Source organism: Mycobacterium sp. ABE4_509 (assembly GCF_056160785.1).
The window spans coordinates 38,743-60,118 of record NZ_JBSWXU010000010.1; the positions used below are offsets into that span (position 1 = coordinate 38,743).

At 69.4% G+C, this 21,376-nt stretch carries 22 protein-coding genes; 7 read left to right on the forward strand and 15 right to left on the reverse strand.

Features of this window, described 5'->3' with window-relative positions:
- Nucleotides 1-52: 52 nt before the first annotated feature.
- Complete coding sequence (purQ, locus tag ACXAID_RS04020; protein ID WP_475020891.1) at nt 53-724, reverse strand: phosphoribosylformylglycinamidine synthase subunit PurQ; 672 nt, start codon at nt 722-724, stop codon at nt 53-55.
- Complete coding sequence (gene purS / locus ACXAID_RS04025; protein WP_475020892.1) at nt 721-963, reverse strand: phosphoribosylformylglycinamidine synthase subunit PurS; 243 nt, start codon at nt 961-963, stop codon at nt 721-723. The genes purQ and purS overlap by 4 nt, the downstream gene beginning before the upstream one ends.
- 80 nt (nt 964-1,043) lie before the next feature.
- Between purS and ACXAID_RS04030 the strand changes: the two genes are divergently transcribed.
- Nucleotides 1,044-1,697: an MBL fold metallo-hydrolase gene (locus ACXAID_RS04030; RefSeq protein ID WP_475020893.1), complete on the forward strand. Its 654-nt coding sequence runs from the start codon at nt 1,044-1,046 to the stop codon at nt 1,695-1,697.
- A 53-nt stretch (nt 1,698-1,750) separates the two neighbouring features.
- Here the strand turns inward: ACXAID_RS04030 and ACXAID_RS04035 are convergent, their stop codons facing one another.
- From ACXAID_RS04035 to ACXAID_RS04060, 6 genes are all read right to left on the reverse strand, one after another.
- A complete protein-coding gene (locus tag ACXAID_RS04035) occupies nt 1,751-3,391 on the reverse strand; it encodes an FAD-binding dehydrogenase (protein WP_475020894.1) in 1,641 nt (546 codons plus the stop codon).
- Nucleotides 3,392-3,417: 26 nt separating this feature from the next.
- Complete coding sequence (locus tag ACXAID_RS04040) at nt 3,418-4,122, reverse strand: DUF2334 domain-containing protein (RefSeq protein ID WP_475020895.1); 705 nt, start codon at nt 4,120-4,122, stop codon at nt 3,418-3,420.
- A 79-nt stretch (nt 4,123-4,201) separates the two neighbouring features.
- On the reverse strand, nt 4,202-4,699 hold the full coding sequence (locus ACXAID_RS04045; protein ID WP_475020896.1) for a glutathione peroxidase: 498 nt from the start codon (nt 4,697-4,699) through the stop codon (nt 4,202-4,204).
- A gap of 22 nt (nt 4,700-4,721) precedes the next feature.
- Complete coding sequence (locus ACXAID_RS04050; protein ID WP_475020897.1) at nt 4,722-5,276, reverse strand: TetR/AcrR family transcriptional regulator; 555 nt, start codon at nt 5,274-5,276, stop codon at nt 4,722-4,724.
- Nucleotides 5,277-5,291: 15 nt separating this feature from the next.
- Complete coding sequence (locus ACXAID_RS04055) at nt 5,292-7,394, reverse strand: S9 family peptidase (RefSeq protein ID WP_475020898.1); 2,103 nt, start codon at nt 7,392-7,394, stop codon at nt 5,292-5,294.
- Complete coding sequence (locus ACXAID_RS04060) at nt 7,391-8,296, reverse strand: phosphoribosylaminoimidazolesuccinocarboxamide synthase (protein ID WP_475020899.1); 906 nt, start codon at nt 8,294-8,296, stop codon at nt 7,391-7,393. The genes ACXAID_RS04055 and ACXAID_RS04060 overlap by 4 nt, the downstream gene beginning before the upstream one ends.
- Nucleotides 8,297-8,348: 52 nt before the next feature.
- On the opposite strand from ACXAID_RS04060, the gene ACXAID_RS04065 reads away from it, so the two are divergent.
- Nucleotides 8,349-8,981: a hypothetical protein gene (locus ACXAID_RS04065; protein WP_475020900.1), complete on the forward strand. Its 633-nt coding sequence runs from the start codon at nt 8,349-8,351 to the stop codon at nt 8,979-8,981.
- A gap of 1 nt (nt 8,982) precedes the next feature.
- Here ACXAID_RS04065 and ACXAID_RS04070 read toward each other — a convergent pair whose 3' ends face one another.
- Both ACXAID_RS04070 and purB read right to left on the reverse strand, forming a co-directional pair.
- Nucleotides 8,983-10,203, reverse strand: coding sequence for a cytochrome P450 (locus ACXAID_RS04070; RefSeq protein WP_475020901.1), 1,221 nt, complete (start codon nt 10,201-10,203; stop codon nt 8,983-8,985).
- Nucleotides 10,200-11,618 carry an adenylosuccinate lyase gene (purB, locus tag ACXAID_RS04075; protein WP_475020902.1) on the reverse strand — a complete coding sequence of 473 codons (1,419 nt, stop codon included), beginning with the start codon at nt 11,616-11,618 and terminating at the stop codon, nt 10,200-10,202. Before purB ends, ACXAID_RS04070 begins: the two co-directional genes overlap by 4 nt.
- Nucleotides 11,619-11,723: 105 nt before the next feature.
- Between purB and relZ the strand changes: the two genes are divergently transcribed.
- Both relZ and ACXAID_RS04085 read left to right on the forward strand, forming a co-directional pair.
- Nucleotides 11,724-13,451, forward strand: coding sequence for a bifunctional ribonuclease/(p)ppGpp synthase (gene relZ, locus ACXAID_RS04080; protein WP_475020903.1), 1,728 nt, complete (start codon nt 11,724-11,726; stop codon nt 13,449-13,451).
- A gap of 135 nt (nt 13,452-13,586) precedes the next feature.
- Nucleotides 13,587-13,817, forward strand: a complete 231-nt coding sequence (locus ACXAID_RS04085; protein ID WP_475020904.1) for a hypothetical protein — start codon at nt 13,587-13,589, stop codon at nt 13,815-13,817.
- 26 nt (nt 13,818-13,843) lie between these two features.
- On the opposite strand, the gene ACXAID_RS04090 is transcribed toward ACXAID_RS04085, so the two are convergent.
- Both ACXAID_RS04090 and ACXAID_RS04095 read right to left on the reverse strand, forming a co-directional pair.
- Nucleotides 13,844-14,857, reverse strand: a complete 1,014-nt coding sequence (locus ACXAID_RS04090) for an SDR family NAD(P)-dependent oxidoreductase (RefSeq protein WP_475020905.1) — start codon at nt 14,855-14,857, stop codon at nt 13,844-13,846.
- Between the two features lie 35 nt (nt 14,858-14,892).
- Nucleotides 14,893-15,501, reverse strand: a complete 609-nt coding sequence (locus ACXAID_RS04095; RefSeq protein WP_475020906.1) for a TetR/AcrR family transcriptional regulator — start codon at nt 15,499-15,501, stop codon at nt 14,893-14,895.
- Between the two features lie 86 nt (nt 15,502-15,587).
- On the opposite strand from ACXAID_RS04095, the gene ACXAID_RS04100 reads away from it, so the two are divergent.
- Nucleotides 15,588-16,442: an alpha/beta hydrolase gene (locus ACXAID_RS04100; protein ID WP_475020907.1), complete on the forward strand. Its 855-nt coding sequence runs from the start codon at nt 15,588-15,590 to the stop codon at nt 16,440-16,442.
- On the opposite strand, the gene purD is transcribed toward ACXAID_RS04100, so the two are convergent.
- Complete coding sequence (gene purD, locus ACXAID_RS04105) at nt 16,439-17,731, reverse strand: phosphoribosylamine--glycine ligase (protein WP_475020908.1); 1,293 nt, start codon at nt 17,729-17,731, stop codon at nt 16,439-16,441. The genes ACXAID_RS04100 and purD overlap by 4 nt on opposite strands.
- A 116-nt stretch (nt 17,732-17,847) precedes the next feature.
- Here purD and ACXAID_RS04110 point away from each other — a divergent pair, with 116 nt between their 5' ends.
- Together ACXAID_RS04110 and ACXAID_RS04115 are read left to right on the forward strand one after the other, a co-directional pair.
- Complete coding sequence (locus ACXAID_RS04110; RefSeq protein ID WP_475020909.1) at nt 17,848-19,086, forward strand: cytochrome P450; 1,239 nt, start codon at nt 17,848-17,850, stop codon at nt 19,084-19,086.
- A 31-nt stretch (nt 19,087-19,117) separates the two neighbouring features.
- Nucleotides 19,118-19,720 (forward strand): TetR/AcrR family transcriptional regulator, encoded by a 603-nt coding sequence (locus ACXAID_RS04115; protein ID WP_475020910.1) that lies wholly within the window; start codon nt 19,118-19,120, stop codon nt 19,718-19,720.
- Here the strand turns inward: ACXAID_RS04115 and ACXAID_RS04120 are convergent.
- Nucleotides 19,717-20,943 carry a hypothetical protein gene (locus tag ACXAID_RS04120; protein ID WP_475020911.1) on the reverse strand — a complete coding sequence of 409 codons (1,227 nt, stop codon included), beginning with the start codon at nt 20,941-20,943 and terminating at the stop codon, nt 19,717-19,719. The genes ACXAID_RS04115 and ACXAID_RS04120 overlap by 4 nt on opposite strands.
- Nucleotides 20,933-21,376, reverse strand: coding sequence for a carboxymuconolactone decarboxylase family protein (locus tag ACXAID_RS04125; RefSeq protein ID WP_475020912.1), 444 nt, complete (start codon nt 21,374-21,376; stop codon nt 20,933-20,935). The genes ACXAID_RS04120 and ACXAID_RS04125 overlap by 11 nt, the downstream gene beginning before the upstream one ends.

A 21,376-nucleotide genomic window follows, 5' to 3' on the forward strand; every position in this document is an offset into this window, starting at 1 on the left:
AAGGCGATGGACCTCACACCGGAATGCGTTGGGGTCCATCGCCGCTGAACGCTCAGGACACCAGCACCGCGTCCAGCGCGGAGTAGAACAAACCCAGGCCGTCGTCGGACGGGCCGGTCAGGGCCTCGGTGGCGTGTTCGGGATGCGGCATCAGCCCGACGACTCGGCCGTTGGCCGACGAGATGCCGGCGATGTCACGCATCGAGCCGTTGAGGTTCTCCCGGTAGCGGAACACCACGCGTCCCTCGCCCTCGAGTTCGTCGAGCACGTTCTCGCCGGCCACGTAGCGGCCCTCGCCGGACTTCAGCGGCACCAACAGGTCGGCGCCCTTGTCGTAGCGCGTCGTCCACGCGGTCGAGTTCGACGCGACCTCGAGCCAGACGTCGCGGCAGACGAAATGCAGCCCGGCGTTGCGGGTCAGCGCACCGGGCAACAGTCCGGCCTCGCAGAGCACCTGAAAACCGTTGCAGATTCCCAGTACCGGCATGCCGCGCCCGGCGGCTGCGACGACCTCGCCCATCACCGGGGCGAACCGGGCGATCGCCCCGCAGCGCAGGTAGTCGCCGTAGGAGAAGCCGCCCGGCACCACCACGGCGTCGACACCCTTGAGGTCGGCGTCGGCGTGCCAGAGGCTGACCGGCTCGGCGCCGGCCAGTCGCACCGCCCGGGCGGCGTCGACGTCGTCGAGGGTGCCCGGGAACGTGATGACGCCGACGCGGGTCACGCGCCGGCCTCCCGGATGACCGTCCAGTCCTCGATCACGGTGTTGGCCAGCAGCGACTCGGCGATCTCGGCGAGCTTCTCGTCGTCGACCTCGCCGTCGACCTCGAGCTCGAACCGCTTCCCCTGCCGGACGTCTGCGATCCCGTCGAATCCCAGCCGGCCCAGCGCGCCGACGATCGCCTGCCCCTGCGGGTCGAGGATCTCGGACTTCGGCATGACGTTCACCACCACTTTTGCCACGGCGATTACTCTACCTGCGGCGACATCGGATCACCGGAGCGCGCGCACACCACCCCCCCGAAGCGGGTATGCATGGGGACATGCAGCTCACACATTTCGGCCATTCCTGCCTGCTCGCAAGCTTTGCGGACGGCTCGGGCTCGCAGACGACGGTCCTGTTCGACCCCGGCAACTTCTCCCACGGTTTCGAGGGCGTCACCGGCCTGTCGGCGATCCTGATCACCCACCAGCACCCCGATCACGCCGACACGGCGCGGTTACCCGCGCTGATCGAGGCCAACCCTCAGGCGGCCCTCTACGCCGACCCGCAGACCGCCGCCCAGCTGGGTGCGCCGTGGCAGCCGGTCAACGTCGGCGACCAGCTGTCCATCGGCCACCTGTCGGTGCGTGGCGTCGGCGGCACCCACGCCGTCATCCACCCCGAGATCCCGGTCATCGACAACATCTCCTACCTCGTCGGGGACGGGGAGCACGATGCGAAGCTGATGCACCCCGGCGACGCGTTGTTCGTGCCCGACGAGCCGGTGGATGTGCTCGCCACGCCGGCCGCCGCGCCGTGGATGAAGATCTCCGAGGCGGTGGACTATCTGCGGGCCGTGGCACCGACCCATGCGGTGCCCATCCACCAGGCGATCGTCGACCCGGTCGCGCGGCCGATCTTCTACGGTCGGCTCACCGAGATGACCGACACCGACTTCCAGGTCCTCAAACCCGAGGACGGCACCGAGTTCTGAGCGAATCGGGCGCGCTAAGCGACACCGGGAGTCGCATTGCGCGCCGGATTCGCTCAGCCGACCGCTCGCGCCGCCGCCCGGCCCGCGGCCCGGCCGGAGAACACGCAGCCCCCGAGGAAGGTGCCCTCCAGCGACCGGTAGCCGTGCACGCCGCCGCCGCCGAAGCCGGCGGCCTCACCGGCGGCGTACAGCCCGGGCAGCACCTCGCCGTCGCTGCGCAGCACCCGTGAGTCCAGATCGGTCTCCAAGCCGCCCAACGATTTGCGGGTCAGGATGTGCAGCTTGACCGCGATCAGCGGTCCGGCCTTCGGGTCGGTCAGCCGGTGTGGCGCGACCACCCGGCTGACCCGGTCGGCCAGATAGCCGCGGGCGGCCCGGATCGCGGTGATCTGGCTGTCCTTGGTGAACCGGTTGGCCACCTCGCGGTCGCGCGCGGTGACCTCGGCCTCGACCACGGCGAGGTCCAGCGGCTCGACATCGGGGACGGTGTTCATGGCCGCGACCAGCTCGCGCAGCGAGTCCGCGGTCACGAAGTCGACGCCCTTGTCGACGAACGCGTGCACCGGCGCCGGACCGGACACCGCGCGCTGCAGCACCGCGCGCACACTGCGACCGGTCAGATCGGGGTTCTGCTCCTGGCCGGACAGACCGAACTCCTTGTCGGCGATGCGCTGGTTGAGGACGAACCAGGTGTAGTCGTGTCCGGTCTGTGCGATGTACTCCAGCGTCCCGAGCGTGTCGAAGCCGGGATACAGCGGCGCCGGCAGGCGTCTACCGGCCGCGTCCAGCCACAGCGACGACGGCCCCGGCAGGATCCGGATGCCATGGGCCGGCCAGATGGGGTCGTAGTTGGTGATGCCCTCGGTGTAGTGCCACATCCGGTCGCTGTTGATGACATGGCCGCCGGCGGCCTCGGAGATGCCCAGCATCCGTCCGTCCACATGGGCCGGCACTCCGCTGAGCAGTTGTTCGGGCACCCGGCCCAGCCGGGCCGGCCAGTTCTTCCGGACCAGCTCGTGGTTGCCGCCGATGCCTCCGCTGGCGACCACGACGGCCTGGGCCCGCAGCTCGAAATCGCCGACGGCCTGCCGCGAGGAGGCGACCCCGCGCGCGGCGGTGCTCGGTTCGAGTACCGCGCCCCGCACCCCGACCACCGAGCCGTCGTCGACGATGAGCTCGTCGACCCGATGCCGGTGGGCGAACCGGACCCGGTCGCCGGTGAGCCGGCGGGCGAAGACGTCGACGAGCGCGGGCCCGGTTCCCCAGGTGATGTGGAATCGCGGCACCGAGTTCCCGTGCCCGCGGGCGTCGTAGCCGCCCCGCTCGGCCCAGCCCACCAGCGCGAAGGTCTGCAGACCGCGCTCGCGCAGCCAGGCCCGCTTCTCCCCGGCCGCGAAGTCGACGTAGGCGTGCGCCCATTGCCGGGGCCAGTGGTCCTCCGGCCGGTCGAAACCGGCCGTGCCCAGCCAGTCCTGCAGGGCCAGTTCGTGGCTGTCGCGGATGCCGAGCCGGCGTTGTTCGGGGCTGTCGACGAAGAACAGCCCGCCGAACGACCAGTACGCCTGGCCGCCGACGTTGGCCGCGTTCTCCTGGTCGACGATCAGGACCCGACGGCCCCGTTCGGCCAGCTCACATGCCGCGACCAGGCCGGCTAGGCCGGCACCCACCACGATGACATCAGCATCATCCGCCATGGCGCCAATCTAGCCAGTGCGGCCGGCTATGCGGCGTCGGTCAGCGCAGGTTGCGGATACCAGGCGTAGACGGTGGGCGCACACGAGTGCAGCAACGCCAGGTCGACGGCGTCGAGCATGGCCTGGCGGGGACCGGGACGGCGCAGGTGGCGGGCGGCGACGGCGACGCGCACGATGCCGTCGCGGCGGGCGGTGCGCTCGGCGGACAGCACCAGTGTGCGGCACCACCACGGTTCGGCCAGGAAACCCTCGCCGATACCGAGCACCCGGGCGCGGACGGTGCCCTCGCGGACCAGGTCGGTGATGCCACCGAGCCCGGCAAGTAGGCGGAAGCCGTTGCGCGGCAGCACTTTCAGAGCGCCTTGGGACACGTTCCAGCCGGGGGCGGCGAACAGCCGGGTGCGCAGGCCCAGATGCTCGAGGATCCGGTCGGCGGCCATCAGCCGCAGGTTGGCTTCATGGGCGGGCAGCGTCGCGAACTCGCCGCGGCGCGCCTTGGTGGCGGCCTCGTCGTATCCGTGCAGCACGAGGGCGTCGCCCTCGGCGCGCCGGGCGGCCAGCCAGTCGACGGTGTCGGCGTCCCGGTCGAGCCGGTATCCGCCCTTGATGCGCGGTGCCACCAGGAACGACGCCGGAACACCGCGGTCGTGCAGGTCGGCACGGAAGGCGGCGACGTCGGCGATCGTGCGGTCGCTGACACCCGAGATCGAGACGATCAGTTGTCCTGCCACGTCCGCAGTGTCGCAACTCCAGGTGTCGCGACGGTGGACAACACGACGACGGCACGTGTCATCTTGTCGCGCGCCGAGATCAGCGCGGTACGACCTCTTCGATCGCCGAGATCACCTCGGGCGCGTCGGGGACGGTGCGGGGGCGGAACCGCCTGACCACGGCGCCGTCCGGGGAGACCAGGAACTTCTCGAAATTCCACTGCACGTCGCCGGCTTCCCCCGAGTCGTCGGCCGCCTTGGTGAGCTCAGCGTAGAGCGGGTGCCGGCCCGGGCCGTTGACCTCGGCCTTGGCCAGCAGCGGGAACGTCACGCCGTAGGTGGTCGAGCAGAACGTCAGGATCTCGTCGGGGCTGCCGGGCTCCTGCTCCATGAACTGGTTGCACGGCACCCCGATCACGGTCAGGCCGCGCGCCGCGTAGTCCTTGGCCAGCTGTTCGAGCGCCTCGTACTGGGGGGTGAGCCCACATTTGGAGGCCACGTTGACCACCAGTGCGGCGCCGTCGGTCAGCTCCTCGAGCGTGGTGGGCCGGCCGGCCAGGGTGGTCAGGGGTATGTCGTTCAACGCTGAGTCCGTCATGCGCCCCGACGGTACCCAAGACTCACTTGGTGAACAGCATGCGGGCCACCCGCTGCGCGGTGGCCACCGCGTCGGTGTCGGTGTCGATCGCCTCGTTGAGCCACAGCATCGCGAACCCGTGCACCAACGACCAGGCCGCCAGACCGGCGGCCTGCGGGTCGTCCGCGGCTCTGGGGTCGTCGAGGGTGGACACCCCGGCGGCCAGCTCGGCCCCCGCGGCGGCCTGGGCGGCGACCAGTTCGGCGTTGTCGGGGTCGACCAGCGAGCGGTCGAACATCACCTCGTAGTGTCCGGGGTGCTCGACCGCGAAGCGCACATAAGCCGATGCGGCGTCGAGGAACTCCGGTCGCGCACCGGCCAGCGCGGCCGCCAGCATCCGCCAGCCCTGCGCTGCCAGCGCGGTGAACAGCCCGCGCCGGTCGGTGAAGTGATGCGCCGGCGCCGCATGTGACACGCCTGCGGCACGGGCCAGTTCGCGCAGCGAGACGCCGTCGGCGCCACGTTCGGCCACCAGGGTGGCGGCGCGCGCGAGGATCACCGCTCTCAGGTCGCCGTGGTGGTAGTTGCCCCGGGTCATCTCACCTGTCCGACGTCAGTGGTCGATACTGGCGACGTCCAGCAGCCAGGCGTACTGGAAGGCGGCTTCCTTCCAGCGCTCGTAGCGGCCGCTGATGCCGCCGTGGCCGGCGTTCATCTCGGTCTTGAGCAGCACCTTGGCCGCGTCGGACCCCGGGTCGGCCTGCGCGTACCGCAGTGCGGCAACCCATTTCGCGGGTTCGGTGTAGTAGACGCGGGTGTCGTTGAGCGAGGTCATCGCCAGGATCGCCGGATAGTCGCGGGGCTCGACGTTCTCGTAGGGCGAGTAGGACTTCATGTAGTGGTAGACGTCGGGGTCGGAGAGCGGATTGCCCCACTCGTCCCATTCGGTGACGGTCAGCGGCAACGACGGGTCCAGGATCGTGGTCAGCGGATCGACGAAGGGCACCGTGGCGAGGATCCCGGCGAACAGGTCGGGCGCCATGTTGGCCACCGCGCCCATCAGCAGCCCGCCCGCGCTGCCCCCGTAGGCCACCATGTTCTGCGGCCGGGTGACGTCGGTACCGACCAGATGGCCTGCCACGGAGATGAAGTCGCTGAAGGTGTTGCGCTTCTCGAGCATCTTGCCGTGTTCGTACCAGGGCCGTCCCAGTTCGCCACCGCCGCGGACGTGGGCGACGGCGAACACCATGCCGCGGTCGAGCAGCGACAGCCGGGCGATGGAGAACCGGGGGTCCTCACAGGCTTCGTAGGCGCCGTAGCCGTAGAGCAGCACCGGCGCCGGATACTGCAGCCCCACCCGGTGCACGATCGAGATCGGCACCCGCGCACCGTCGGGGGCCACCGCCCAGTCCCGGCGCTCGACGTAGTCCTGCGGCCGGTAGTCACCGAGCACCGGCTGTTCGCGCAGCAGGGTGCGCTCACCGGTTCCCAGATCCAGGTCGAAGATGCGGACCGGGGTGACGAACGAGGTGGCCCCGATGCGCAGCTTGGGCGCGCTCCAGTTCGGGTTGGCCGACAGCCCCACCGACATCAACTCCGAGTCGAAGGTGATGTCGGCGCGATCGCCGTAGCCTGCCTCGCTCAGGGTCCACAGCTGGATGCGCGGCAGCGCGTCGGCGCGATAGCTGACCACCAGATGACCGTCGAAGGCGTCCACGGCGTCCAGGCGCACGTCGCCCCGGTGCGGTATCAGCGTCCGCACGTCGGTGGGGTCGCTGACCGGCGCGTCGACCATGGTGAAGTTCTCGGCACCGTCGTTGTGCAGGATGAGGAACCTGTCCTCGCCGGCGACGACGGCGTGGTCGATGGAGTATTCGACGCCGTCGCGTCGCGGCCACACCGTCTGGAACGCCGCGGCGGGGTCGGCGGCGTCGGCGTAGCGGAGTTCGGAGGTGACCGCGCTGCCCGCCGCGATGACGACGTAGGCGTTGCTCCGGGTTCGGCCGACGGCCACCCAGAACCGTTCGTCGGGTTCGTGGTAGACCCGTTCGTCGGGCTGGTCGGAGCCGAGTCGGTGCCGCCACACGGTGTCCGGGCGCCATGCGTCGTCGACGGTGACGTAGTAGACGGTGTTGTTGTCGGCGGCCCACGTCGCTCCCGCGCCGACGCCGACGATCTCGTCGGAGTAGCGCTCGCCGGTGCGTAAGTCCTTGAACCGCAGCGTGTACCGCTCGTCGCCCTTGACGTCGACCGAGTAGGCGAGGATGTTGCCGTCTACGCTGACGCTGGCCGCCCCGAGCGAGAAGAACTCGTGGTCCTCGGCTTCGACGTTCTCGTCGAGCAGCACCTGTTCGCCGGGTATCTCGGTGTTCTCGTCGAGCTGGGGCGGGATCCAGTCGTCGGGGTCGGAGGCCGGGCAACGACACTGCACCCCGTACTGCTTGCCCTGGAAGCTGCGCCCGTAGTACCACCAGTCGCCGCGCCGGGTGGGCACCGACAGGTCGGTTTCCTTGGTGCGGGCCTTGATCTCGTCGAAGATCTTCTGCCGAAGCGGTGCCAGGTCGGCGGTGACGTGCTCGGTGTAGGCGTTCTCGGCGTCCAGGTAGTCGATGACCTCCTGGTCCGACTTGTCCCGAAGCCACTCGTAGGGGTCGACGAAGACATCACCGTGGTGTTCGCGATGGGTGTCGACCCGTTTGGCGACGGGTGGCTTCACGCGTTTCCTCCGATCCAGTCTTCGAAGCGAAGACCTGAAATACGTTCGTAGGCTTCGATATAGCGATCCCTGGTGGCAGTGACGATCTCGGCCGGCAGCGGCGGCGGTGGCCGGTCGCCGTTGCGGTCCCAGCCCGACTGCGGACCGGTGAGCCAGTTTCGCACGAACTGCTTGTCGAAGCTCTGCTGCACCTGGCCCTCGGTGTAGCCGTCGGCCCGCCAGTACCGTGACGAGTCGGGGGTGAACACCTCGTCGGCGAGCTTGAGTTCGCCGTGCGCGTCGACCCCGAACTCGAACTTGGTGTCGGCCACGATGATGCCCTTGGTCAGGGCGTGGTCGGCGCCCTGGGCGTAGATGGCCAGGGTGCGGTCGCGGACCTGGTCGGCGCGCTCGGCGCCGATCGCGGCCACCACGTCGTCGAAGGTGATGTTCTCGTCGTGCTGACCGAACTCGGCCTTGCTGGCCGGGGTGAACAACGGCTCGTCGAACTTGCTGGCCTCGGTCAGGCCGGGGGGCAGCTCGATCCCGCACAGGGTGCCGGTCCGGCGGTAGTCGATCAGCCCGGAACCGGTCAGATAGCCGCGCGCCACCGCCTCGACCGGGAGCATGTCCAGTTGTTCGACGACCAGGGCGCGGCCGAGCACGTCCTCGGGGATGCGCGGGTCGTCGGGCGGGCCGGCGAGGTGGTTGGGGGCATCGATGCGCTCCGAGACCAGGTCGAAGAAGAACACGCTCATGGCGGTCAGGATGCGGCCCTTGTCGGGGATCTGGGAGTCCAGGATGTAGTCGTAGGCCGAGATCCGGTCGCTGGCGACGAACAGCAGGTGCCCGTCGTCGATGCGGTAGAGCTCTCGGACCTTGCCACTGGCCAGATGCTGGTAGTCGGTCAGAGCAGGACGCATCGGGCCAGCCTAACGGTCGGCCAGAACGCGTCCGTGTGTTGTGATCGATCCCATGAGTTCGCGATGGGTCCCCTACGCCACCACACCTACCCGGCTGATGTGGCAGTTGATCAGCGACGTCGTGGTGGTGATCTGGACGGCGATCTGGGTTTTCGTCGGCATGGCGGTGCACTCGGCGGTGTCGCTGATCTCCGACTTCGGCTATCAGGTCGAAGACGGCGCCACCGGCATCGCCGGTGGCCTCGATTCCGCGGGTGAGAGCGCCTTCGGGATCCCGCTGATCGGCACCGGCCTGGCCGGGCCGCTGATCGGGGCCGCCGACGCCGCCGAGGGCATCGCCGGGGCGGGGCAGAATCTCGGGTCGACGGCCGGCTGGCTGGCGTGGTTGCTCGCGCTGGCGGTGGCCGCACCGCCGATCATGGCGCTGGTGATGCCGTGGCTGTTCCTGCGGCTGCGCTTCGCGCGGCGCAAGTGGACGGCGGTGACGTTGGCCTCGACGGTCGCCGGCGAGCAGTTGCTCGCGCTCCGGGCGCTGGCCAACCGGCCGTTGGTCAAGCTCGCCGCGGTCCACAGCGACCCGGTCGGAGCCTGGCGCTATCAGGACCCGGTGGCGATCCGCGGGTTGGCCGCCCTGGAGTTGCGCTCGGCGGGGATCCGCGTCAAGACGGTCCACCAGCCGGATTGAGTCAGGCCGCCAGCTCGACGACGAGGTGGCGGATGCCGGTGTGGCGGTTGCTGCGGGCCCATTCGACCGGCTTGGCCAGCTGCACCGACGAGTAGCGGGACAGGATCTCCTCGAACAGCACCCGCAGCTCGAGGCGGGCCAGGTTCGCGCCCAGGCAGTAGTGCACACCGTGGCCGAAACCCATGTGCGGGTTGGGTTTACGCCGGACATCGAAGCTGTCGGGCGCGGCGAACACGGCGGCGTCGCGGTTGGCCGACCCCTCCCACACGAGCACCTTCTGTCCGGGCTCGAGGTGCCGGCCGCCCAGGGTGGCCGCCCGGGTGACGGTCCGTCGTTTGGACGGCGACGGAGCCGTCCAGCGCACCATCTCCTCGACGGCCGCGGGTAACAACCCAGGGTCTTCGCGCAGCGTGCGGTAGGCGTCGGGATGCTCGGCCAGCGCCAGCAGCCCGCCGGCGATGGCGTTGCGCGTCGTCTCGGCTCCCGCGCTGAAGAGCAGGTTGAAGAACAGGTAGTTCTCCAGATCCGACAGTGCGGGGTCGTCGGAGTTGACCACCACCGAGAGCATGTCGTCGCTGGGCTGCGCCCGTTTCGCGGCGATGAGTTCCTGCCCGTAGGCGTAGATCCGCGACCCGGCCTCTTCGACGGACAGGCGGGTGATCGAGGCCTTGCGCGAGCCGCCGAAGTCGAAGCTCGGCTCGATCGCCTCGAACAGCCAGTGCCGTTCGGATTCGGGGACGCCGAGCAGGATGCAGATCATCTGCATCGGCACCTCGGCCGCCACGTCGACCAGGAAGTCAAAGGGCTCGGCGCGGGGTACTTCATCGAGCAGTCGCTGCGCACGGCTGCGCAGGTCGTCTTCGACCCGGCGGATCATCCGTGGGGTCAGACCGGAGCTGACCAGCCGGCGCACCGCGGCATGCCTGGGGTCGTCCATCATGTTGAGCAACTGCCCGGCGATGGGCAGATCCTGCAGCAGGGTGCCGCCGAACGGCCGCTCGCCGCCGGTCACCGACGAATAGGTCTGTGGATCACGAAGGACGGCAAGGGTTTCGGCGTGGGTCGCGACCGACCAGAAGCCCTCCCCGTCCGGGGTGTTCTCGGTGGGGGCATGCCAGTACACCGGGGCCTGGGCGCGGTGCAGGGCGAACAGCGCGTGCGGGAAGCCCTCGGCGAAGTTGTCCAGGTCGGTGAAATCGACCCGGGCCAGCTCCTCCGTCAAAGGATGGCCCCGGAGGTGTACTTGGCGGCTTCGGGATGGCGGCCGACCAGGTCGTCCACCGCTGCGACGACCCTGTCGACCTGGTCGCCCGCCGCGCCGGTGAACACCTGCTTGTCTGCCAGCGCACCGTCGAGTGCGGCCCGGTCCAGCGGCAGTCGTGGATCGGCGGCCAACCGGTCCAGCAGGTCGGGTTCGGCACCGCGTTCGCGCATCGCCAGCGCCACCGCGACCGCGTGCTCCTTGATGACCTCATGGGCGGTCTCCCGGCCCACCCCGGCCCGCACCGCGGCGATGAGCATCCGGGTGGTGGCCAGAAACGGCAGGTAGCGGTCGAGTTCGCGCTGGATCACCGCGGGGTAGGCGCCGAACTCGTCGAGCACCGTCAGGAACGTCTCGGTCTGTCCGTCGAGCGCGAAGAACGCATCCGGCAGCGCCACCCGACGCACCACCGAGCAGAACACGTCGCCTTCGTTCCACTGCGCACCGGCGAGCTCGGCGGCCATCGACGCGTAGCCGCGCAGTACGACCTGCAGGCCGTTGACCCGTTCGCAGCTGCGGGTGTTCATCTTGTGCGGCATCGCCGAGGATCCGACCTGCCCGGGGGCGAATCCCTCGGTGACCAGTTCGTGGCCGGCCATCAGGCGGATGGTGTGCGCCAGCGACGACGGTCCGGCGCCCAGTTGGACCAGCGCCGAGACGACGTCGTGGTCCAGCGAGCGCGGGTAGACCTGGCCGACGCTGGTCAGGATGTCGGTGAAACCGAGGAACTGGGCGACCCGGCTCTCCAGCCCGGCGAGGCGTTCGGTGTCGCCGTCGAACAGGTCGAGCATGTCCTGGGCGGTGCCCATCGGGCCCTTGATTCCGCGCAGCGGGTAGCGGTCGATCAGTTCACCCACCCGGTGCAGCGCGACCAGCATCTCCTGGGCCGCGGAGGCGAACCGCTTGCCGAGCGTGGTCGCCTGCGCGGCGACGTTGTGGGAGCGGCCGGCCATCACCAGGTCGCGGTAGAGCACGGCGCGTTCGGCCAGCCGCGCCACCACGGCCACGCCGTGGGCGAACACCAGCTCCAGCGAGCGGCGGACCTGCATCTGCTCGACGTTCTCGGTCAGGTCGCGGCTGGTCATCCCCTTGTGCACGTGCTCGTGACCGGCCAGAGCGTTGAACTCCTCGATGCGCGCTTTGACGTCGTGGCGCAGCACCCGTTCGCGGGCGGCGATCGAATCCAGATCGACGTTGTCGAGCACCCGCTCGTAGTCGGCGAGCACCGAGTCCGGAACCGGTACGCCCAGCTCGGCCTGCGCCCGCAACACGGCCAGCCACAGCCGGCGCTCGGCGACGATCTTGGCCTGCGGTGACCAGATCGCGACCATCTCCTCGCTGGCGTAGCGATTGGCCAACACGTTGGGGATGCTCACGGACGTCTAGCTTACGAGTGCCACCCGCTGGTCGGCCATCAGGTACGCCAGGCGAGCCGGCCATCAGGCGCGCCGGCCGAGCCGGCCATCAGGCAAAGTAGGCACATGTTCTTCGTCGGGCTGGATCTCGCGTGGGGCCAGCGCAAACCCACCGGCGTGGCCGTCCTCGACGACACCGGCCGGTTGTTGTCGGCGGGCGCGGCGACCGACGACGCCTCGATCCGGGCGGCGCTGGCCCCCTACGCCGAGGGGGACTGCGTGGTCGGCATCGACGCCCCGATCATCGTGGTCAACCCCACCGGCCAGCGTCCGGGTGAGCGCGAACTCAACGCCGACTTCGCCCGATTCGAGGCCGGGGCGCATCCGTCCAACACCGGCAAGCCCGAGTTCGCCGACGGAACGCGGGCCGGACGGCTGGCCGCCGAACTGGGCCTCGACATCGACCCGCACTCGGATGCGCCGCGCCGGGCGATGGAGGTCTACCCGCACGCGGCCACCGTGGCGCTGTTCCGGCTGGGACGCACGCTCAAGTACAAGGCCAAGCCGGGCCGTGGGGTCGCGAAGCTGCGCACCGAACTGCAACGGCTGATGGAGCACATCGAAGCGCTGGCCGGCGCCGAACCACCGCTGCGGGTCAGCGACTGTGACGATTGGATCCAGCTGCGTTCCATGGTCGACAACGCCGAGCGCAAGAGCGAGTTGCGGCGCGTGGAGGATCCGGTGGACGCGGTGCTGTGCGCGTACGTGGCGCTGTACGCGACGCGACGCCCGGATGACATCACCGTCTACGGAGATGCGGACACCGGCTACATCGTCACCCCCACGCTGCCGCCCGGTCTGGGGCCCGCGCCGCCGGAACCGACCCCCGGGGCGGTGCACGACGCGATCGCTACCTTCGCCGAGCGCCGGCCGCAGCTGGTGCAGTCGACCGACCGCTATCTGTCAGCGGTGACCGCCCTGCTCGACGATGCCGGGATCAACTATCTCAGCGTGACCGCCCGCACCAAGTCGGTGGCCTCGTTCGCCGCCAAGGCGGATCGCCACCTCGACGGACGCCGGCTCTACACCGACCCGCTCTCGGAGATCACCGACCAGATCGGGCTGCGGGTGATCACCTATCTGCGCGACGACGTGACCACGGTCGCCAATCTGCTCGGCGAGGAGATGCGGCTCCTCGACGACCGGGACATGGGAGTGGAGACCGCCAGCGAGGGCCGCTGGGGCTATGCGAGCAGGCACCTGCTCGTCGCGGTCGAGGGTGAGACGCAGCCGGCGTCGGTGCAGGTTCGGACGATCCTGCAGCACGCCTGGGCCGAGTTCGAACACGATGTGCGCTACAAGGGTTCGATCCCCGAAGAGGACGCACCGGATCTCGACCGGCGGTTCACCCTGGCCGCGGGCCTGCTCGAACTGGCCGACCGTGAGTTCTCGGCCATTCGCGAGCGGCTGCGCTCGACCGTTCCCTCCGAACGCGCATCGGAGGCCACCTCCGATCCCCGGATTCCCACCCCGGTGTTGGCGACGTATCTGGGCAACCGGTTCCCCGATGCCGGCTGGTCCAGGACCGACCACTACGCGTGGATCGCCGGTCTGCTGCTGGATCTGGACATCGATTCCGTCGACAGGCTGGACGCGCTGCTCAGCGGTGTCGACACCGATCGCGTGAACGCCGTGATGGAGTATCGCTACCCGGCGGGGGCGGTGCGGCGCCTCGACGACGTGTTGTTGGCGGTGTTCGGCTCGCGCTACATCGCGCTGTCCGGCAACGGGCACCGCACGAAGCTGCTGGAGAACAGGTTCACCCGATTCGCGGGCCTCGACTTCGACGGGTAGGCGCGATCACCAGCGCGGCGGTTCGCACCGGTCGGTGGCGGCGTAGATGAGAATTCACTCATATACGTCTCCCGCGACGTTCATCATCGGCGGCGACTCTGGATGTGTCCGCACCGAGCCGAACAGGAGCACGCCATGACTCGAGCCCGCCTCTGGAAGACGATCGTCGTCGGCGCCGCCATGACCGGGCTCGCGGTGGTCAGCGCGGGGCCCGCGACGGCAGGCACCGGCGCGACGGCGGGAAGCGGTGCCGCGTCCACCGCCGTCGTCGCCTCCGAGACGACCGCCGCCTCGACCGGAACCGACTACGGCCGCGGCACGACCCGCTCGGACAATTCTCCTGGATCGGCCGGCGGTCTGTCCTGATCGCGGGGCCGTGCGCCCGGGCAGCGCTAACCGGGATCGGTGCGGAAACCGCGCGGGGTGGCGGTCATCGAGGCGACCGCATCGAGAAGGGCCGCAACCGCCTTGGGGTCTTGGGACCGCTGCCAGCCGAAGGTCGTGGGGCGTTGGGCACGGTCATGCCAGAAGTGCCCGGGACCGGATTCGGGGCAGGCCGCCACCAGCCACACCGGCGTGTCGGCGCCGTCGTCGGTGTCGCGCAGCAGTGGCCTTGTGACACTGCGGAACACCGGCAGCGCGTCGGCCACCCCCGGCGTCTCGACCCACCCGGGGTGGGCGCTGTAGACGTGAACACCGGTGCGCGCCAACCGCTGCGCCCATGCGTCGGCGAGGACCACCTGCATCCGTTTGGTGCGCGCATACACCCGGATGCCGCTGTAGGTGCCGGCGCGGGATTCGAGGTCGTCGACCGACCAGCGTTGCAGCGGAGCGGTATACATCCCGCCTGAGGACAGGAACACCACCGCGGCCCGGTCGGGGACGCGCAGCAATCCGAGTAGCTGCTCGGTCATCAGGTGCGGCCCCAACACGTGGGTGGCGAGTTGGATCTCGTGGCCCTGGGGTGTCTCGGCGCGCACCTTGGGCATACCCCCGGCGTTGTGCACGAGCCCGTGCAGCGCGTCGATGCGGCCCGACAGGTCCGCCGCCCACCCGCGTACGGCCTCGAGATCGGACACGTCGCAGACCTCTTCGATGACCACCGCGCCGGGCACCGCACCGCGGATGATCCCGGCCTGGCGCCGGACCCTGTCGGGGTCGCGCCCGAGCAGATGCACGGTGGCACCCAGCTGTGCGAAGCGGCGCGCGGTCGCGGCGCCGATACCCGCTGTCGCACCGGTCACCACGACGCGCTTGCCCGCCATCGATTCGGGGGCCGGGTCTGCGGGCCACCACAGCCGGCGCACGCCGGACCCCAGCTTCGTGTAGCCCAGCACCACCGACCGGTCCAGGGCGGTGTCGACGACGCTGTCCACCGCCCGGCCCAGGGTCTCGATGATCGTCACGGGTGTGAAGGTAGCCGACGGCGCCGCACCGCAAACTAGTCGAACGGCGCCAGCACGTCGATGACGTCGATCAGCGTCGCCCGGGCGGTCGCCCGCGGGCCGCCGCCGTCCCCCACCAACGCGGTGACCACGGCGCCGTCGACCGCGCACACCAACGCACTGACCAGCTCGGGACGCACCGACCGCCCGGAGCGCTCGATGATCTCGACGACGGAGTCGGTGCGCTGTTTGAGGATGTCGCGCTGGATGTCGCGCAGACCCGGCTGGCGCGCGCAGGCGATGAAGCGTTCGTAGCGCGAGATCAGCTGCTCGCTCACCCGCTCCGGGCTGTCCCCCACCAGGAGGTCGACCAGGATGTCGGCGATGGACTCGGCGCCGCGGCGGCGACGGGACAACAGCTCGACGCGCTCGTGCAGCTGTTGGGTCTCCAGGGTCCCGACGTGTTCGACAGCCTTGGCTATCAAGTCTTCCAGCGAAGAGAAATAGTACGTCGTGGAGGCCAGCGGCAGACCTGCCCGGCGCGCGACTGCCCGGTGGCGCACCGCGTCGAATCCCCCTTCACAAAGAAGATCGGCAGCGGCGCTGACCAGCGCACACCGCCGTCGTTCCCCCTTGGGGGTGACCGCAGCCGTCACCCTTTGCATGCTGCCAGTCACCCGGTTTGAGCATCGGGCTTTCGACCAAACATCAGGCAATCCTCATCAGGCGGCCGGTGGCATGATGTCCTTCCATGTCTGCCATCGACCGCCGCGCTGCGTTGCGTCTCGGGCTGCGCGCGGGTATCGCGGCCCTGGGCGCACACTCGATCGGCACCGCTCTGGGAGCCGTACCGGTCGCAGCGGCACCACCGGCACCTCAGGCACCTCCTGAAGCGGCCCAGACGCTTCAGGAGGGCTCGTTCGCATCGATCGCCCGCGGCGGCGCGCCGACCAACTGGATCATCGCGCGCCCGCCGGGGCAGACCGCACCGTTGCGCCCGGTCATTCTTCTGCACGGCAAGGACTCCAACGCCCACACGGTGATGTCGATGGGTGCCGAACGGTTCCTCGCCGACGCGGTGGCTGCCGGGGTTCCGCCCTTCGCCCTGGCCGCCGTCGACGGCGGGAACGGCTACTGGCACCTGCGCGCCTCGGGCGACGACCCGGGCGCCATGGTGCTCGACGAGTTCATTCCGCTGCTCGCCGAGCAGGGGCTGGACACCTCCCGGGTGGGGTTCCTCGGCTGGTCGATGGGCGGATACGGGGCACTGCTGCTGGGCTCGCGGCTGGGGGCGGGCCGGACCGCGGCCGTCTGCGCGGTCAGTCCGGCGTTGTGGACGTCCTCGGGGGCGGCAGCGCCGGGAGCCTTCGACGGTGCCGAGGACTACGCCGCCAACAGCGTGTGGGGTCTGGCTGCGCTCAACGGAATCCCGCTGCGCATCGACTGCGGCTACGACGACCCGTTCTACTCGGCCACCCAGCAGTTCGTCGCCCAGCTGCCCACCCCGCCGGCGGGTGGATTCGCGCCCGGCGGGCACAACGCCGCCTATTGGTCGTCTCAGCTCACCGGAGAGCTGGTCTGGGCGGCACCGCTGCTGACGGTCTAGACCGAGATCCTGCCCTCGTGCGCGGCGAGCCCGATGTCACTGCGGAAATGGCTGCCGGGAAAGCGGATCGAGCGCAGCCGCGCATATGCGGCATCACGTGCGGCGGCCAGGTCGGAACCGACTCCCACCACCGACAGCACGCGCCCGCCCGAGGAGACGACGGCTCCGTCGTCACGCCGGGCGGTCCCGGCGTGCAGCACGCTGCTGCCGGCGTCCGGTCCGGCCTCGGGCGCCTCGGCTCCGTGGATCACGTCGCCCACCCGCGGGCGGCCCGGGTAGTTCTCGGCCGCCACCACGACGGTCACGGCGGCGCCGTCGCTCCAGCGTAGCGGCGGCTGGTCGGCGAGTTCTCCGGTGGCCGCCGCCCGAAGTAGCTGGCCGAGCGGGGATTCCAGCAGGGCGAGCACCGCCTGGGTCTCGGGATCACCGAACCGGCAGTTGAATTCGACCACGGCGGGGCCGTTCGAGGTGATCGCCAGACCCGCGTAGAGCAGACCGGAGAACGGGCAGCCGCGCTTGACGAGTTCGGCGGCAACGGGTTTGACGACCTCGTCGACGATGCGGGTGCTCATCTCGTCGGGCAGCCACGGCAGCGGGGTGTAGGCACCCATCCCGCCGGTGTTGGGCCCGCTGTCACCGTCGCCGACACGTTTGAAGTCCTGCGCCGGCAGCAGCGGCACGACGACGTCGGCGTCGACGACGCAGAACAGCGACACCTCGGGACCGTCGAGGAAGGACTCCAGCAGGACGGGGTGGCCGGCCTCCAGCAGACTGGCGGCGTGCGCGCGGGCGGCGTCACGGTCGGCGGTGACGACCACCCCCTTGCCGGCGGCCAGGCCGTCGTCCTTGACGACCCAGGCCGGATAGCCCGCGGCGGTACCGAACCGGTCCAGCGCGGCGTCCAGGTGCGCCGGGTTGTCCACGATCTCGCTGGTCGCCGTCCGGACACCGGCGGCTGTCATGACGTCCTTGGCGAACGCCTTCGAACCCTCGATCCGCGCGGCGTCCCTGGTCGGGCCGAAGCAGTCGATCCCGGCGGCGCGCAGCGTGTCGGCCACACCCAGTACCAGCGGCACCTCGGGCCCGATCACAACGAGGTCGGCGCCGATCCGCTGCGCCAGCGCGGTGACCGCCTCACCGGAGGTCATGTCGACGTCGTACTGGTCGGCGACCGCGGAGGTGCCCGCGTTTCCGGGCGCCACCGACAACGCGTCGACCTCGGGGTCTCGGCGCAGCGCGAGCAACAGCGCGTGTTCACGGGCTCCGGATCCGACTACCAGGACGTGCACAGGTGCCCACCCTAATGGCACAACGTTCCCGCGGGTCGACAACTCCCGGCCATACAGCTGAGCGATTACATGTATGGTCGAGGTACAGGTGTCCTACCTCACAGGAGCGAATCGCCATGACCACTGCCCCGAACTGCCCCTTCCTGCCCCCCGGGTACGACTTCACCGACCCCGACGTCCTCGTCGAGGGCATCCCGGTCAGGGAGTTCGCCGAGCTGCGCAAGACAGCCCCGGTGTGGTGGAACGAACAGGCCGGCACCATCTTCGGCGACAGCGGCTACTGGGTGATCACGCGTCACTCCGACATCAAAGACATCTCCCGCAACAGCACCCAGTGGTCGACCAACAGCAAGGGTGCGGTGATGCGCCTCCCCGATGGGGTGACCGCCGAGCAACTCGACCTGACGAAGGCGTTGCTCATCAACCACGACGCCCCCGAGCACACCCGGCTGCGCAAGATCGTGTCGCGGTTGTTCACCCCACGCGCGGTCACTGCGCTGGAAGCCACACTGGCCGCCGCCGCCCGCGACATCGTCGCCGCCGCCGCGGAACGAGACTCGGGCAACTTCGTCGATGACGTTGCCATGCCGCTTCCGCTGCAGGCCATAGCCGACCTGATCGGGGTGCCCGAGGCCGACCGCGAGCAGTTGTTCCACTGGACCAACTGCATCATGAACACCGACGATCCCGACTTCGACTCCGACCCCACCACGGCCAACGCCGAGCTGATGGGCTACGCCTACACGATGGCCGAACAGCGCCGGCGCTGCCCCGCCGACGACATCGTGACGCGGCTGGTGCAGGCCGACATGAATGGTGACGGGGAGGGCCTCCAAGACGTGGAGTTCGCCTTCTTCGTCATCCTGCTGGCCGTCGCCGGCAACGAGACCACCCGCAACGCCATGACGCACGGCATGAACGCTTTCCTCGACCACCCCGAACAGTGGGAACTGTTCAAGCGGGACCGGCCCGACACCGCCATCGACGAGATCATCCGGTGGGCCACCCCGGTGCACTGCTTTCAGCGCACCGCACTCGAGGACGTCCCCATCGGCGACGTGACCGTCCGGCAGGGCCAGCGGGTCGGCCTGTTCTACAGCTCGGCCAACTTCGACGAAGACGTCTTCGACCGCCCATTCGAGTTCGACATCCTGCGCAACCCCAACCCCCACTTGGCCTTCGGGGGCAACGGGGCGCACTTCTGCATCGGCGCCAACCTGGCCCGCATGGAGATCAAACTGATCTTCAACGAGCTCGCCGATCAGGTCCCCGACATCGCCAAGCTGGCCGAACCGAAGCGGCTGCGCTCGGGCTGGATCAACGGGGTCAAGGACCTTCAGGTCTCCTACCGGTAACCAGCGGCCGCAGGGTGGCTAGAGTTCCACCGTGCGCACCCATGGTTGGTCCGGAGCCAAACCGGCCTCCGACGAAGAGGCGATCGCGCGGATTCTCGATGCGGCAGGCAAGGCCATCGAGGTGCACGGCGCCGAGTTCAGCATTTCCGATGTGGCGCGCACCGTCGGTGTCACCCGCCAGACCGTCTACCGCTACTTCCCCAGCACCGAGGCGCTGCTCGTGGCGGGGGCAGTGCACGCCGTCGACGGCTTCCTGGACCGGCTGACCGAGCACATGGCCGGCATCACGAGCCCGCCGGACGCCGTCACCGAAGCGGTGGCCACCGCGCTGGAGTGGCTGCCGAGGGAGAAGTACATCGGTCTGATCATGGTGCCGGGCGGCTCCAAGCACGTCGAGTCCGTCACCTCGGACCTGGCGCTGAAGTTCGCCCGGGACATGGTGGGACGCCTCGACGTCGACTGGGCAGCGGCCGGCTATCGCGACACCGACCTCGACGAACTGGCCGAACACCTGCTGCGCATCATTCAGTCGTTCGTCATCGACCCGGGCCGCCCGCCGCGTCGGGGCGATGTGCTGCGGGCTTACCTGCGCCGGTGGGTCGGCAACGCGCTGCCGAGAACGGCCGCGAGCTAGACGACGGTCAACGGCAACGACTTCCGGTCCTCGAAGGACCACGACGCACCGCCGGAGACCTTGCACACCGCGACCTCGGACATCTCCTCGGCAGCGGTGTCGGTTTCGGTGACGCGCACCGTCCAGTCCGTTTCGGTACCGGCGAGCTCGGCTCTCAGATACGGGTTGAGCGCCGCGACGATCGCCTGCAGCGGCCGATCCGCGGCCGGCGACACCAGCGAGATCCAGGCACCGTCGTCGTGGGCCGGTGACGGCCGTACATGCAGGAATTCCGGGTCGACGTCGGCCCAGACGTAGGCGGCCGGATTCAGCAACGGGTGCAGTTCGAGCACCCGCAGCGCCCCCGTGGCGTCGGCGCTGATTCCGAGCGCGTTCTTGATGCGCTCGGCGGCCACCCCGGCGATTCCGGTCAGCGCCTTGTAGCGGATCGACCGCTCCAGCGCCTCGTCGCCGTCGGCGCGGGTATGCACCGCAAGATTGAACGACAGCATCAGCAGGTGCATCTGCAGGCACACCTCGTCGGCGATGCGCACCAGCGCCGAATGGGAGAACGCCCCGAAGTCGACGTCGGAGAGCAACGGGCCCGAGTAGTCGGCCAGGCCCTCGTCGCTCGGGTCGATCGGATCGAGCTCGGTGGCATGGGCGTTGCTGGCCGCGACGATGTCAAGTTGCGGAATGAACTCCACCTCGGGGTAGGACTCGTCGATGATCACCGTCCACGCGCAGTGCGGGTGGCGGTCGGCCGGTGCCCGCGGCGGACGGTGGATCGGGCGCACCTGACACCTGCGGTTGGTCGCCAACGCGGTCGCGTCGAACGTCGGATCCTCGATGTCGTGGCACATTCCGCGCACGTAGTCCTCGCCCATCGGTTCCACGTCGAGCAGCGCTCCGCAGTGGTCGAGGTGGAATTCGCCGTGCCAGCGATCGTGAACCGTGTAGCGGAAATCCATGAACTGCGGTGGGGCGCCGATGTCGAGCTGCAGACCCTTGAACACCGTGACGACGTCGACACCCTCGTAGCCGAGCGCCTTCTGCATCCGCTTGGTGTAGAGCGGACTGGCGCCGGCCCACTCCTCGATCGCGATCTGCACCATCTGCTCGCGACCGAATGACGAGATGCACCAGGCCATCCCGGAACGGTCGATCAGCTGTCCGATCAGCAGCAGCTCCGGAACCAGCACGGCGAGCTCCTCGCGGGACAGCGCGGCGTATCTACTCATCATCGAGCGAGCTCCCCGAGTGCATGTTCAAGGCGGCGTTGACATTCGCCTTCTTATCTTCCCCCCGGCCCTTCTCGGCCGCCTTCTTTCGCTGTTTGGCGACCTTGGAGACCACGCCGTCGAGTTTGGAGCCGAGTGGGAAGCCCAGGTAGTGGGTCAGGAAGACGGCCATCTCCTTGAGTTCCTCGACGGTGAGCTCCCCGTTGGCCAAGGCCGCGTTGGCCTGGATCTCGGCCAGGTCGGCGTTTCCGACCGCGGTGACCACGGTCAGCGTCATCATGCGTTTCTCCCGCATCGACAGCCCCGGCCTGGTCCAGATGGTGCCGAACAGGTGGTCGACGGTGAGATCGAAGTACGGGTCGCCCTCGATGTTGGGCATCTCCCAGCCGTAGACTTCGTTCATCTTCTCGAGGCCCTTGCGGCGCAACTCATCCAT

Coding starts and splice junctions, on each gene's coding strand:
- ACXAID_RS04095 (WP_475020906.1), bottom strand. CDS start 15,501: ATGCAAAGGGTGACGGCTGCGGTCACCCCCAAGGGGGAACGACGGCGG.
- ACXAID_RS04065 (WP_475020900.1), top strand. CDS start 8,349: ATGAGTTCGCGATGGGTCCCCTACGCCACCACACCTACCCGGCTGATG.
- ACXAID_RS04100 (WP_475020907.1), top strand. CDS start 15,588: ATGTCTGCCATCGACCGCCGCGCTGCGTTGCGTCTCGGGCTGCGCGCG.
- ACXAID_RS04045 (WP_475020896.1), bottom strand. CDS start 4,699: ATGACGGACTCAGCGTTGAACGACATACCCCTGACCACCCTGGCCGGC.
- ACXAID_RS04110 (WP_475020909.1), top strand. CDS start 17,848: ATGACCACTGCCCCGAACTGCCCCTTCCTGCCCCCCGGGTACGACTTC.
- ACXAID_RS04030 (WP_475020893.1), top strand. CDS start 1,044: ATGCAGCTCACACATTTCGGCCATTCCTGCCTGCTCGCAAGCTTTGCG.
- relZ (WP_475020903.1), top strand. CDS start 11,724: ATGTTCTTCGTCGGGCTGGATCTCGCGTGGGGCCAGCGCAAACCCACC.
- ACXAID_RS04050 (WP_475020897.1), bottom strand. CDS start 5,276: ATGACCCGGGGCAACTACCACCACGGCGACCTGAGAGCGGTGATCCTC.
- ACXAID_RS04120 (WP_475020911.1), bottom strand. CDS start 20,943: ATGATGAGTAGATACGCCGCGCTGTCCCGCGAGGAGCTCGCCGTGCTG.
- ACXAID_RS04035 (WP_475020894.1), bottom strand. CDS start 3,391: ATGGCGGATGATGCTGATGTCATCGTGGTGGGTGCCGGCCTAGCCGGC.
- ACXAID_RS04060 (WP_475020899.1), bottom strand. CDS start 8,296: ATGCGTCCTGCTCTGACCGACTACCAGCATCTGGCCAGTGGCAAGGTC.
- ACXAID_RS04125 (WP_475020912.1), bottom strand. CDS start 21,376: ATGGATGAGTTGCGCCGCAAGGGCCTCGAGAAGATGAACGAAGTCTAC.
- ACXAID_RS04085 (WP_475020904.1), top strand. CDS start 13,587: ATGACTCGAGCCCGCCTCTGGAAGACGATCGTCGTCGGCGCCGCCATG.